At 57.0% G+C, this 11,923-nt stretch carries 11 protein-coding genes; 10 read left to right on the top strand and 1 reads right to left on the bottom strand.

The window, feature by feature from the left end; genetic code table 11:
- Positions 1-28: 28 nt before the first annotated feature.
- Positions 29-814: a DOPA 4,5-dioxygenase family protein gene (locus QM649_RS00270; RefSeq protein WP_415196989.1), complete on the bottom strand. Its 786-nt coding sequence runs from the start codon at positions 812-814 to the stop codon at positions 29-31.
- A 665-nt stretch (positions 815-1,479) separates the two neighbouring features.
- Here QM649_RS00270 and QM649_RS00265 point away from each other — a divergent pair.
- The 10 genes from QM649_RS00265 to QM649_RS00220 all read left to right on the top strand — a co-directional run bounded on the left by QM649_RS00265 (position 1,480) and on the right by QM649_RS00220 (position 11,907).
- Positions 1,480-1,911 carry a CHRD domain-containing protein gene (locus QM649_RS00265; protein WP_415196988.1) on the top strand — a complete coding sequence of 144 codons (432 nt, stop codon included), beginning with the start codon at positions 1,480-1,482 and terminating at the stop codon, positions 1,909-1,911.
- Between the two features lie 149 nt (positions 1,912-2,060).
- Positions 2,061-2,522 (top strand): c-type cytochrome, encoded by a 462-nt coding sequence (locus QM649_RS00260; protein ID WP_415196987.1) that lies wholly within the window; start codon positions 2,061-2,063, stop codon positions 2,520-2,522.
- Between the two features lie 389 nt (positions 2,523-2,911).
- Positions 2,912-4,195 carry a peroxiredoxin family protein gene (locus QM649_RS00255; protein ID WP_415196986.1) on the top strand — a complete coding sequence of 428 codons (1,284 nt, stop codon included), beginning with the start codon at positions 2,912-2,914 and terminating at the stop codon, positions 4,193-4,195.
- A 96-nt stretch (positions 4,196-4,291) separates the two neighbouring features.
- On the top strand, positions 4,292-4,792 hold the full coding sequence (locus tag QM649_RS00250; RefSeq protein ID WP_415196985.1) for a protein-disulfide reductase DsbD domain-containing protein: 501 nt from the start codon (positions 4,292-4,294) through the stop codon (positions 4,790-4,792).
- 133 nt (positions 4,793-4,925) lie between these two features.
- The gene (locus QM649_RS00245; protein ID WP_415196984.1) at positions 4,926-6,248 is read left to right on the top strand and encodes a hypothetical protein; all 1,323 of its coding nucleotides are present in this window, start codon (positions 4,926-4,928) and stop codon (positions 6,246-6,248) included.
- Between the two features lie 37 nt (positions 6,249-6,285).
- Positions 6,286-7,650 (top strand): TlpA family protein disulfide reductase, encoded by a 1,365-nt coding sequence (locus tag QM649_RS00240; protein WP_415196983.1) that lies wholly within the window; start codon positions 6,286-6,288, stop codon positions 7,648-7,650.
- Between the two features lie 477 nt (positions 7,651-8,127).
- Entirely contained in the window at positions 8,128-8,406 is a 279-nt protein-coding gene (locus tag QM649_RS00235; RefSeq protein WP_415196982.1) for a hypothetical protein, read from the top strand.
- The gene (locus tag QM649_RS00230) at positions 8,390-9,766 is read left to right on the top strand and encodes a class I SAM-dependent methyltransferase (protein WP_415196981.1); all 1,377 of its coding nucleotides are present in this window, start codon (positions 8,390-8,392) and stop codon (positions 9,764-9,766) included. Before QM649_RS00235 ends, QM649_RS00230 begins: the two co-directional genes overlap by 17 nt.
- Before the next feature lie 6 nt (positions 9,767-9,772).
- Positions 9,773-11,308 carry a sulfatase-like hydrolase/transferase gene (locus QM649_RS00225; protein WP_415196980.1) on the top strand — a complete coding sequence of 512 codons (1,536 nt, stop codon included), beginning with the start codon at positions 9,773-9,775 and terminating at the stop codon, positions 11,306-11,308.
- 278 nt (positions 11,309-11,586) lie between these two features.
- Positions 11,587-11,907 (top strand): rhodanese-like domain-containing protein, encoded by a 321-nt coding sequence (locus QM649_RS00220; RefSeq protein ID WP_415196979.1) that lies wholly within the window; start codon positions 11,587-11,589, stop codon positions 11,905-11,907.
- Positions 11,908-11,923 lie beyond the last annotated feature (16 nt).

The raw sequence follows: 11,923 nt of genomic DNA, 5'->3' as shown, positions 1-11,923 counted from the left end.
GATCCCAGCACAGGAAGAACAAGACTGGTTAGACTTCGAGCTTTACAGTCGGCGTCACGTTCGGGAGAATCTTCTCAACGCGCACCTTACCGTTTTGATCGAGAGGCGCTTTCATGTTGAAAGCATTGACCGGCTGAGAGCGGTTCACCCAAAGCGTGTAGTAGAGGTGATCTGCGCGCGGATCATCGGTGTTCGGATGCACCAGGATCGTGAGGCCCAGGCTGTTGAGCTGAAGCCACGGGATGACGACCGTGAGCAGGTCGTTTGTGAATCCGAAGTAGAACGAAGGCGTGACATGAGGGCCGCGCGGTGCCAGATTCCAATCCCCGAGTTCCACCGGGAATCGTTCGCCGGCCCAGCGACGGATGAGCGCCGCCTTCTCGAAGGTGTCCTGATCAAAATAAAAGTGAGCGTGGTAGCTTTTGATGTCAGTGAATGCGCGAGGCTTATCTGGAAGGCCGTTCTCTGTGCCTGGCCACAGGCCTTTGGGCTGGACAGTCGGTTGCTTCAGCGTCTCGTAGCCCCACTCGCTCACGCCGGTGTCATTTGAGACATAGGGCTTGATCGAACCGTTGAGTGCCGCAAATGCCGCTGCCGAAGCAGAGGCCGTAGCCTGCGGAGACTTGGTCTCTTCGGCTTGCGATGTCTCGCCGAGCGTGAGTCCGATCGCGGCTGCACCTGCTCCAAACAGGAATGAGCGCCGGGTAGGAGAAAGCCAGTCCGCCCATTGCTGATCGATTTCGCTGTTCTTGACGATGCGCTCATTCTGATCGATGCGCAGATGATCTGCATTCTTGTTATAGATGTCGCACATTTCTCGGCTTCCTTTCTTAGACAAACAGCTTGCGTAGGTTCCGGAGAAGCAATGGCAACCACACGTGCATCTGCATGCGCAGATATCCCAATATCGGCGGTGCCCAGAGGATGATGTTCAGGCGGGGTAAATGTCAGTGCGCGGCGGCCGAGTGTCCTGGCTCAACAGAAATGCTATCCATTCCGGAGTCCTCTCCCTCTCGCGAGTGAGCAGACCCACCTGAAACTGAGAGTTTCAGTAGCGACAACAGCGCTGGAAATGGATATAGATGAACATTGCGCTTCAGCTTATCACAGGACAGGTTTGGTCGGATCATACGGATGTGGTTTTAGACTGAAATGCCTGCCCTTCGTATGTATTGCGCAATCCAGGTAATTCGGATAGTTTTAGATTCCAACGATGATCCAGCAGAGGACAACCCGTCGATTCTGTTGTTGCCGCCTCGCTTCTTTCCGGGCGGGACATCGTTTTGTCAGCAGCCTGATCGTGCGCTGACTCGTTTCGCCCCTCCCATTGCAAAGCCTTTGTATTCGCTGCCTGCAAGCATCCTGGTGAGCCGCTGATATCCGCAGTTGACAGTCGTTGTGTCTGCTTACTGTGCTATGCGGTCTAAGGGCAGCTACCGGCTGCGCCACCGCTGGAAATATCTACAAGGAGAAGGAACTATGAAGCTGAACCGACTGTTCGCGGCGTCCGTAATTGCGATGGCACTTGGTGCTACTGCCTATGCGGATTCGATTCCTTTCAAGGCAGACCTGAAGGCCTCGTCGGAGGTTCCACCAAAGGACAGCAGCGGCACAGGGACCTTGACCGCGACGCTCGATACCACCACGCATGAATTCAAGTATCACGTCGAATTCAGCAATCTGACGGGGCCGGTTGTTGCGGCACATTTTCACGGCCCGGCGGGGGAGGGCGTGAACGCCAAGCCCCAGGTTCCGGTAAAGGGTAGTCCTATCAGCAGTCCGGTCGATGGAACTGCGACGCTTACCCCCGATCAGGAAAAGGACCTGGAAGACGGTAAGTGGTACTTCAATCTCCACACCAAGGCGAATCCTGGTGGGGAGATCCGCGGCCAGATACAAAAGGCTCAGTAAGTCATACGGAAACGAGACGACGATTCTTATCATGGGCGGATGCCATCGCCCATCTCTTGATATATGCAACGCCTGACGCGCCGCGACGACTCTATGAGTAGAGCGGCGCGCAGTTGCAAATTTGTGATTGCCCCTTTGAGGTTTTTGCGATGAACCACCGTTTGACCGCGGTCCTGCTTCTGTGCGGGGCTTCCTGTGCGATTGCCGCTCTGGCTGCGCCTCCACAGCAAACAGCTTCTCCGGCAGCACAGACCGCTGATGCGTCGGGTTCTCAATCTCATGCCAAGACAAGAAACTTGAAGGCGCTTCCGGCGGACATATCCGGAAAAGACCTGCACGCGATCATGTTCCAGTATCAGAAGGATCTGGGAGCGCCGTGTGAGTATTGCCATGAGATGGACCCTGATACAAAAAAGATCGACTATGCATCGGATCAAAATCCAGTGAAGGAAACGGCGCGCTTCATGATTGTCATGACAAACGACATCAATAACAAATATCTCTCGCAACTTGGTGATCGACGCTATGCCAGCCCCATTACCTGCGGGAGTTGCCATCAGGGGCAGGTGGAACCACCTGATTTCGATAAAAAGCCTGACGCAAAGGAATAGTTACAGCAGGCAGGGTCTTACTTACTCTTGACATTCAGAAAGAATCGACTTACTTTCATGAACATGATTCGCCTCCTTTCCAGGAACTGTTGCTCGTCTCCACAATTTGCGAGCGAACAGGTGTGCGCGCTCTCGCGCGGCTAAGCGATCATTTTCAGCGATCTCTCAGGTAAAGCCTGCTCGCCACATCCGGCGCAGCGGGCTTTTTCATTTTGTTGCCTGCTCAGCAGGTGAGTGGTGGCCCGCTCTGGGCCTGCTTGTCCGGATATCCAGAATTTCACGTCAGATAGGCCCTCCGAGGGATCTTGTTTCCCCTTGCGACGGCTTGAAGCAGCTCTCCGCATGCGTTTCTGTCATCCGGTGTGGCTATGCAAGAAAGGATCTCTGGCATGACAAGAATCGCTTCTCGCTGGTTCAGCTCACTTATCTTTCTGGCTGCTGCTGGAACTGCGGCAGCGCAAACAACCGATGGCCAATGGGATGCGACCGTAAATGTGAATGGTGTTGTGATCCCATTCCGTTTGGATATCGCAGGCGTCGGCAGTGCGCTTGCGGGCACGCTGTACAACGGAGACCAGAAAGAGACGACAACAGGCGCGGAGATCGTGAATGGATCGCTGGTGTTGTCCTTCGACCACTACTTAACGACCATTCGGGCAACGCCCAGGGATGGAAGGCTCGAAGGGAAAGTGGAGGGTCGCTTCGAAGCAGAGAAGTATCTCAGCGACTATCCATTTGAGGCAAAGCCTCACGTCGAGCAGCAGGATACGGTAGGAAATGCTCCTTCCATCGCCGGTGACTGGATTGTTCCCTACGATAGCGCCAAGGGTGAAAAGGCCTGGAGACTTATCGTGAGGCAGGAGGGAACGGAAGTATCGGCAGCCATCCTCAGGGTGGACGGCGATACCGGAGCTCTTACCGGCAGGTGGCATAGCGGTGGCTTCTTGCTGAGCCATTTTGACGGTTCGCGGCCCCTCAATGCGACAGTTCAGCCGCAGCCTGACGGCACGCTTTCGATACAATTGCAGGGCCCATTTTCGCCGACCGAAAAGCTGACTGCGTACAGGCAGGATGTCGCGCTCGCCAGGGGGCTTCCACAGCCTTCCGATTACACCACTCACACCAGCGTGCGTGATCCCAGGGAAGTATTTGCATTTAGCTTTCCCGATGTAAACGGGAAAACTGTATCGAATTCTGACCCGCAGTTTCACGATAAGGTCGTGCTCGCCATTGTGACCGGGACCTGGTGCCCAAATTGCCACGATGAGGCGCAGTATCTGGTCCAGCTCTACAGGAAGTACCACGACAAGGGGCTGGAGATTGTAGCCCTCGATTTCGAGGAGCCTGAGCAGCAGGACTCGCTCAAGCGTGAGCGCGCCTTTGTGAAGCAGTACGGCGTGCAGTACACGTATCTGATCGCCGGCGCGCCCTCGGAGATGTGGGAGAAGGTGCCGCAGGCAGTGAATCTCAACACGTGGCCGGCTACGTTCTTCATTGGCCGCGACGGCCGTGTGAAGCACATCCATGCCGGATTCGCGGCGCCTGCGAGTGGAGACTTCAACGCGCAGTTGCAGGCAGAATTCACCCAGAATATCGAGAAGCTGTTATCTGAAACTCCAGATGTGACTACGGCAGATCTGGCAAGGCCCCTCGACATCGAGTCGTTGCCTTAGCCCGAACATGGTTGTCCAACGGAGGCAGGCGTGAAGAGAAGCTTGTACTCTTCACGCCCGTTGTATTCGATGCATTTGCAGCAGGAAGGTAGCACTATGAACGTTCGTTTGTCGGCGGCTGCAGTAAGTTACGCGCTTGGCATGGTGGCGGTTTCTGCTTTAGGCCAGAGCGCTGCGCCGCAGCCCGTTCAATGGACAGTAGCGGTTGAGCCCAAAAAACAAGTAAGTGCGGGTGAAGGAATAACGCTTCATCTCGCGGCACCAATCGATCCCGGATGGCACGTGTATGCATTGAATGAACCATCGGGTGGCCCCATTCCTCTTCGAATCGCACTCGATAACGCCGAGATTGCCCAGATTGATGGCGCCATCTCCGGGACGACCCCGAAGACGCAGCATGACGAGAGCTTTCAGTCGGACACTTCCTATTACGAGGGGCATTTCGAACTCCGTGTCCCGGTCAAGCTTGCGCGTGTTCATAGTGGAGAGCAGGCACTTCCGCTGAGTGTTCGATTTCAAGCCTGCAGCAGCCGCACATGCCTCCCACCGCGCACCGTTCATCTGCCGGTTTCTGTTGAGGTGATTCCGGGTGCCTAGAGATAAAGAACACGGCAGCCTTTCAGGCCTCACACATCGAGCGCGTCTTCTTCGTGTCATCACAGGATTGCTTCTCGGGGGAGCGTTGCTGCCGCTGGGTTGGCACGCGTTTCGTGCTCATGGACAGATTGCCGTGCGAAATCAAGGTTATGTTCCTTACAGCGATGCCCCCATCAACTATCGCTCGGAGGATCTGCACGATCCTGTCGCAGCGCTGCAGCACCAACTCGATCAGGGGAAGTCGGATCTCGCATACGATCCGGAGTTCGGCTATCTGAAGTCGGTGTTGAAGGCCCTGAATGTCCCGGTCGATTCTCAGACACTCGTCTTTTCCAAGACGAGTTTTCAGTACAAGAAGATATCGCCGGATCACCCGCGCGCGCTTTACTACAACGATGACGTGTATGTGGGGAAGGTGCATGACGGAAAGGCGATCGAGATCGTCTCTTTCGATCCCACGCAGGGAGCTATCTTCTATCTTCTCGATGAGCACAAGGTAGAGCATCCGGTCTTCCAACGTGCGGAGCTGGATTGCACCCAATGCCACATCGCTGCAGGTACGCGTGGCGTTCCCGGGGTACTTTTACGCTCGATCTACCCCACTGCTACGGGCACACAGGCCTCCGAGACCCGCTCATTCATTACCGATCAGGAGAGTCCGCTCAAAGAGCGCTGGGGAGGCTGGTATGTGACCGGCGCAGCAGGCGCTCTCGCCAGCATGAGCAACGGCGTCACTCAGCAGCCGGCGGCCGGGGCGCCAGCGCAGGCTTTACCGGTGAGCCTAACGCAGGTAGGGCAACCGTTCCGTGCGGAAGAGTATTTGTCGAGTGACAGCGATCTGGTGGCTCATCTGGTGCTTGCGCATCAGACCCAGATGCATAACCTGATCACACTTACGAACTACCAGACACGACTTGCTCTGTATGCGGCGGCCGAGCGCGACAAACGGAATGGCAAGCCTGCTGACAGTCCGCTCTCGGAAAGTGAGAGTCAGCAGTTTGAACGGCCAGCCGAGCAACTCGTCCGCTATCTGCTGTTCGTGAATGAGGCGCAGCTCTCTGAAAACGATACCGTGGTGCTCGACAGGAATTCTGCCTTCGCGAAGGAGTTTTCTGCGCGGGGTCCTCGCGATCGCAAAGGGCGTTCTCTCCGGCAGTTTGATCTGCGCACACGCATATTCCGCTATCCCTGCAGCTATCTCATCTACTCGGAGTCTTTCGACGCGCTGCCGGAACCTGCAAAGAGCTACGTCTACCACCGTTTGTTTGAGGTTCTGACTGGGCAGGATAGAAGCGCAGATTTCACTCGCCTTTCCGATGATGACCGGCGGGCGATCTTCGAAATTCTACTTGCGACCAAGCCCGGTCTTCCCCAGGAGTGGAGAGACTATGCGAAGTCGAACCGCGTGCATGTCCATCTTGCACAGGCTGTGTCCGGACACAAGTCGCAGGGATAAGACATTGGAGCTTTTACTTCTTGGAGGAAAGACAGTCATGCGCATTTCAGCCGTAACCGCTTCCGCCGCTGTTCTGTTAGGCCTTGGCGCCTCACTCGCTGTTTCACAAACTACTTCCCAGGCTGCCGGTATCGATGGCCGGTGGGACGCCCAGCTTACACAGAACGGTGTCGCCGTTCCTTTCCGTCTCGACATCGCGGGGGATGGACCCACACTCAAGGGCATCTTTTACGATGGCTTCAAGCCTTATGACGGCACGACCAGTGCAACCTACCAGGATGGCAAGCTCGTCCTGAATGTGGAGCACTATCTCACGACCATCACGGCCAGCCTGCAGGATGGAAAGCTGGTCGGCAGCGTAGATTCCCAGTCGCGTGGACCCGCATCGCATTATGCCTTCGAGGCGACGCGACATGTGGATGAGAAGACAGTTGCCAGCAATGCGCCATCGATCGCGGGCTCCTGGATCATTCCTCTCGATGGCCCTTCGTCGAAGGGAGAAAAGGCTTTTCGCTTTATAGTCGAGCAGCATGGGCCGGATGTGGCGGCCTCAATCCTTCGTATCGACGGCGATACCGGCGCGTACAGTGGCACGTATAAGGATGGTAAGTGGGTTCTCAGCCATTTCGATGGCTCGCGGCCGGGTGTGATCGAGGTCTCGCTGCAACAGGATGGAACGCTCCATATCCTGCAGGCGACTGCCAAGGCCAGACCGGCAGCGAATCCTGCTTCCTCCGGCGGAGCTTATGCGCAGGAAACGGCGGATAGCCGCTACGCCAGTCAGCTCGTTGCATACCGGCAGGACGTAGCGGAAGCGAAGGGACTGCCGGAACCGGATAACTATCTGACGCACACGACAGCGCGCGATCCCAATGAGAAGTTTACGTTCAACTTTCCCGACGTGAATGGGAAGCTTGTGTCGAACGATGATCCAAGGTTCAAGGGGAAGGTAGTTCTTGCGATTGTGACCGGCACATGGTGCCCGAACTGCCACGACGAGGCGCAGTATCTCGTGGAGTTAGATAAGAAGTATCGGGATAAGGGCCTGGCCATTGTCGCACTTGACTTCGAAGAACCGGAGCAGCAGGCGAGTCTCGCGCGCGAGAAGGCATTCGTGAAGCAGTACGGAGTGCAGTACACCTATTTGATTGCGGGCGCGCCGTCGGATATGTGGGAGAAGGTGCCGCAGCTCGTCAACCTCAACACCTGGCCTGCGACGGTCTTCATCGGCCGCGATGGGCGTGTAAAGGCCGTCCATTCAGGCTTTGCCTCGCCGGCCAGCGGTGATTTCCATCGCCAGTTAGAGGAGGAGTTCACGGCGCGGATCGAGCAGTTGCTTGCCGAGACACCGAGTCAGAGCGTCGCCACATCGACTCCGGCTTCGAGTACGGCAGGACAGTAGAGGCAGGAGTGATTTCGTCGCCGGGGATGCGAAAGCATCCCCGGTCCACATTGGAAGTAGATATCTAGCTTCGGAGTTCTATCGTGAATGTAGAAAACGCCTATACGATATTGGCGAATCCTGGCCATACAAAGGTAAGGCTCGGATGGGTATCGTCTTCGACGGGGCTAACCTATTGCGGACTCTGCCTCCGCGCTCCCGTATCGCCCGAGATAGGAGCTGCCTGCGGCGCGTGCGGGGCCAGCGTCGTGCATATATTTTCGCTGGCGGATGATCCTGGCACGCTGCGGCATGCCTGGAAGGAAGCGTCCATTTCTCTGAGAAAAACGGTGGCGGAGGATCTCGTCACGGCGAAGAAGAGCAACGGTACGGAATACCGAACGGCCGAAATTCACTTATTTGGCTGAATTGAAACTAATTTAGCGGGTTTGAGTCTATAGCTGATATCGCCAGACCGATAGGAGTACACTGCGGGGATTGATGCTTAGACGTTTCTTCTACACAGCGCTGGGAGCGCTTCAGATTTTCCTCCTGCTGGCCGCCATGGCCAAGCCTGCGCATGCCTATGTCGATCCCGGCTCGGGGCAGCTTTTCCTTCAGGTGGGCAGCTCTATGCTGGCCGGGGCGGTGTTCATGTTCCGCTCCAAGGTGAAGAAGTTGCTTCGCATCGGCAGGAAGGAACCGATCAACCAGGCGCAAGATCACTCCACTACGGAGAAATCGGATAGGCAGCACGGTATTGACTCCAGCCTTTGAGACTTTCCGCGATCCCGCAGGCTCTCTTCGGATAGAAAATGACCGCGTCCTGCGCCGTGTGCATGCGGAGTATGCTTCCGAGGCTGTAGCCCTCCTGCAATCGAAGCTGATCCAGGAGTGGGTAAGTAAGGGGCACTTCATCGCGACGAAGATTTCCGAGCAGGCCGATGAGTCCGGCGACTTGCTCTTGGAGCATCCACGAGTCTTCTTCCCGTCCTATCCCTGGGAGTGGACGCCGGGAGCGTGGGTCGCAGCGGCCGAACTAACCCTCGATTTATCAGATGCTTTGCTCGACCAGGGGCTGGCGCTCAAAGACGCGACTCCGCTGAACGTTCTTTTTGAGGGTGCGCGTGCGGTCTTCGTCGATGTCCTCTCGATAGAGAAGCGGGACACGGAGAGTCCGCTTTGGCTTCCGTATGGCCAGTTCATCCGCACCTTTCTTCTGCCGCTGGCCGCCTATCGCTATCTTGGTTGGCCATTGGCCGCCTCACTGCAGAAGCGTGACGGATATGAACCGGCAGATTTGTATCCGTGGCTGTCACGAACACAGAGATGGAGTTCCCCCCTGCGTTCGCTGGTCATGCTGCCGTATCTTCTGGAGAAGCGCAGTGGAGGAAAGCCTGCGGCGAAGCCTCGGTTGCGCCAGTCTCCGGAGATAGCCGCTGCAGTGCTGAAGCGCAATCTGCGAGGCCTGCGGAATGCGCTCCATAAGCTTGCGCCGGATCACCGCAGTTCGCGCTGGAGCAACTATCCGGACGCCGCCGGCCATTACAGTGACACCGATCATGCGCAGAAACAGGAATTTGTTCGTAATGCGCTGGCTGGGATCAAGCCTGCGAAGGTTCTCGATCTCGGGGCGAACACCGGAGTCTACTCGCGTATTGCTGCGGCACAGGGCGCATCCGTAGTCGGGTGGGATACCGATATCGGTGCAACGGAGCGCAACTGGAATCAGGCGCAGAGCGGGCGTCTGGATATCCTGCCGCTCATCGCCGACCCTGCACGGCCCACGCCCGCGGCAGGCTGGCGCAATGCAGAAACCCTCTCGTTGCTTGCCCGGGCACAGGGGAGATTTGATTGCGTGATGGCTCTTGGTCTCATCCATCATCTCCTGCTTTCGGAGCAGATTCCGCTCCCGGACGTCGCATCGCTGCTGCGCGATCTCACGACAAGGTGGGCTATCGTCGAATGGATCCCGGCTGCCGATCCCCGGTTTGCAGATCTGGTGCGCGGGCGGGATGAGCTTTATGCGCATCTCGATGAAGAGGCATTTATCAAGGCGATCGACGCCCATTTCGATCGCGAGCAGAGACTGCAGCTTCCCAATGGGCGCTCACTCTTTTTGTTGAAGGCCAGATAGCGACGAATGAAGACGCGTTTGTGGCTTGAAGGCGCCGGTACAGGCATCGTGTTTTCGATTGGCCTCTGCTGGAACCAGATTTCGCCGACACACCTTTACCTGTATCACCGGCTGCTGCCGGTCACGACCATGGTGCGCGCCACGACCATCGACCTAGTGTTGGCGTGCCTCCTTGGTACGGCCATCGTGTGGCTGCTGGACAAGATCGACTCCCAGGGCCGCACGCTGCTGTGGCTCGCCTTTGCCGGGGTGATCGTGGCGCGCCTGGTCGCAGGACTGATGGCGTCAGAAGTCATTCTGAAAGCCGGCATCACTCCAGTGAAATTCTGGCTGCCGGTCTGCGCCGCAGGGTTATTGCTCTGGCTGCTGGCGCGCAAGGCTTACAGCTTCGCTGTGAATGGTCTGCGCACGCTGCTGCTGCTGCTTGGGATCTGCATCTTCTGGATGCTGCCGGAACTCGTCGCGCTCAGCCTGCAGCACACGAGGGCCGAAGCCGAGACTTTCTCCCGGAACGTGCCGCATGTTCCGTCGCCACATCGAAGGGTCATTTGGGCGCTCTTTGACGAGCTCTCCTGGAATCTCACCTTCGATCAGCGCTGGCCTGGCCTCGATCTGCCGAACTTCGACCAGCTTCGCGCACAAAGCGTGTCTTTCCCCAACCTGCAGCCTGCCGGTTTCTACACGGAACAGGTTGTGCCGTCGCTGCTGCTGGGGAAGCCTATCGAAGAGGTTCGCTCGACACCGCAAGGCTGGCTGCAATACCGGCCTACAGCGCATGGCTCCTGGCAATCCTTTCAGGGGGAGCAGACCTTGTTTGCGGATGCACATCGTCAGGGATGGACGACGGGACTGGCGGGCATCTACAACCCATATTGCCGCCTGCTGCCAAGCCAGCTCGATGTCTGCTGGTCACAACTCCTGCCCTTTGCCGATCACATGTCGCCGGATCAGTCGACATTCAGCAACGTCATGGCCCCGATCCATGCGTCCTGGGTGCGCAGCGTGCAGCATCCCGAGCAGAAGTCTGAGACCCACGACGGGGTGACTGCGATTTTGCGGGAAGCCAACACGCTCATTGCGAATGAGGATGTCGACTTCGTGTTTCTCCATCTGCCGTTACCGCACCCGCCCGGAGAGTTTGATCGCCGAACGGGACGCATTCGCTCGGGAGGGAGCTACCTCGACAATCTGGCATTAGCCGACCAGGTGCTGGGCAGCCTCAGGCAGGAAATAGCCAGGACTGGCTCTGCCGGGCAGACGACGCTGGTGGTTTCTTCCGACCATAGCTGGCGTATCCCTTTATGGCGATTCGAGCGGTTCTGGACGGAGGAAGATGAGACGCTCGCACGCAGCCAGAACTATGTCTTCGATCCTCGGCCGGTCTTGATGGTGAGTTTTCCGGGGGAATCCGCAGGTCTCGGAGTCAAAAGCAGCCTGCCTCTGCTGGATATGCATGAAATGCTTGAGGAGATTCTCTCCGGCAGGATCGCATCTTCCGATCAGCTGCAAGCCTGGGCGCTCCATGCACAGAAGACGCCCTGACTCAGATATGGTTCGATTTGCTACGTTTGTGGCTTTCTTAGACGGAGGGCAGTTGCATGCATCCCTCCCCTGTGTGCTACCGTAAATCTATGAAGTTTTCCGGCCTGACGATGTGTTGTGCGCTCTGTATGGTGCGTGCACACGTGTGTCTTCTGGCCGGAAACAGCCGCTGAGATGAGTTCCTAAACCTCAGCACCTCTTTTCGAAGAGCCCATCGCCAGAAGTCTTGGCGGTGGGCTTTTTGCATTTGCGAGCAACGCGAAGGAGTGGAAGTAGAAATGAGTGTTCCGGAGATTCAGGCAGAAGAGTTGAAACAGCTTCTCGACGCGGGCGCCCCGGTGTTTCTGCTGGATGTGCGTGACGAATACGAGTACGAAATCTCAAATATCGGTGGTCATCTGATCCCGTTGGCGGAGTTGCCGAAGCGCCTGGGAGAGCTCCAGGGGGCGGAAGAGATCGTGGCGGTCTGCAAGCATGGGCCGCGCGGCGTGAAGGCGGTTGAGTATCTGCAAACTCATGGTTTTGATCACGTTATGAACCTGCGCGGCGGCCTTCATGCCTGGTCGGATCGCGTAGATCGAAAAGTCCGGAAGTACTAATCGGTGTCAAAATAGA

It is taken from the genome of Silvibacterium sp., from assembly GCF_047605705.1.
Classification (GTDB): Bacteria; Acidobacteriota; Terriglobia; order Terriglobales; family Acidobacteriaceae; genus Silvibacterium.
The sequence above is the reverse complement of the archived record's forward strand: the minus strand, read 5'-3'. Positions and strand labels throughout refer to the sequence as shown.

What these genes read in the sequence shown, in the direction of transcription:
- QM649_RS00270 (WP_415196989.1), bottom strand. Translation starts at nt 814, where the DNA reads ATGTGCGACATCTATAACAAGAATGCAGATCATCTGCGCATCGATCAG.
- QM649_RS00265 (WP_415196988.1), top strand. Translation starts at nt 1,480, where the DNA reads ATGAAGCTGAACCGACTGTTCGCGGCGTCCGTAATTGCGATGGCACTT.
- QM649_RS00260 (WP_415196987.1), top strand. Translation starts at nt 2,061, where the DNA reads ATGAACCACCGTTTGACCGCGGTCCTGCTTCTGTGCGGGGCTTCCTGT.
- QM649_RS00255 (WP_415196986.1), top strand. Translation starts at nt 2,912, where the DNA reads ATGACAAGAATCGCTTCTCGCTGGTTCAGCTCACTTATCTTTCTGGCT.
- QM649_RS00250 (WP_415196985.1), top strand. Translation starts at nt 4,292, where the DNA reads ATGAACGTTCGTTTGTCGGCGGCTGCAGTAAGTTACGCGCTTGGCATG.
- QM649_RS00240 (WP_415196983.1), top strand. Translation starts at nt 6,286, where the DNA reads ATGCGCATTTCAGCCGTAACCGCTTCCGCCGCTGTTCTGTTAGGCCTT.
- QM649_RS00225 (WP_415196980.1), top strand. Translation starts at nt 9,773, where the DNA reads ATGAAGACGCGTTTGTGGCTTGAAGGCGCCGGTACAGGCATCGTGTTT.
- QM649_RS00220 (WP_415196979.1), top strand. Translation starts at nt 11,587, where the DNA reads ATGAGTGTTCCGGAGATTCAGGCAGAAGAGTTGAAACAGCTTCTCGAC.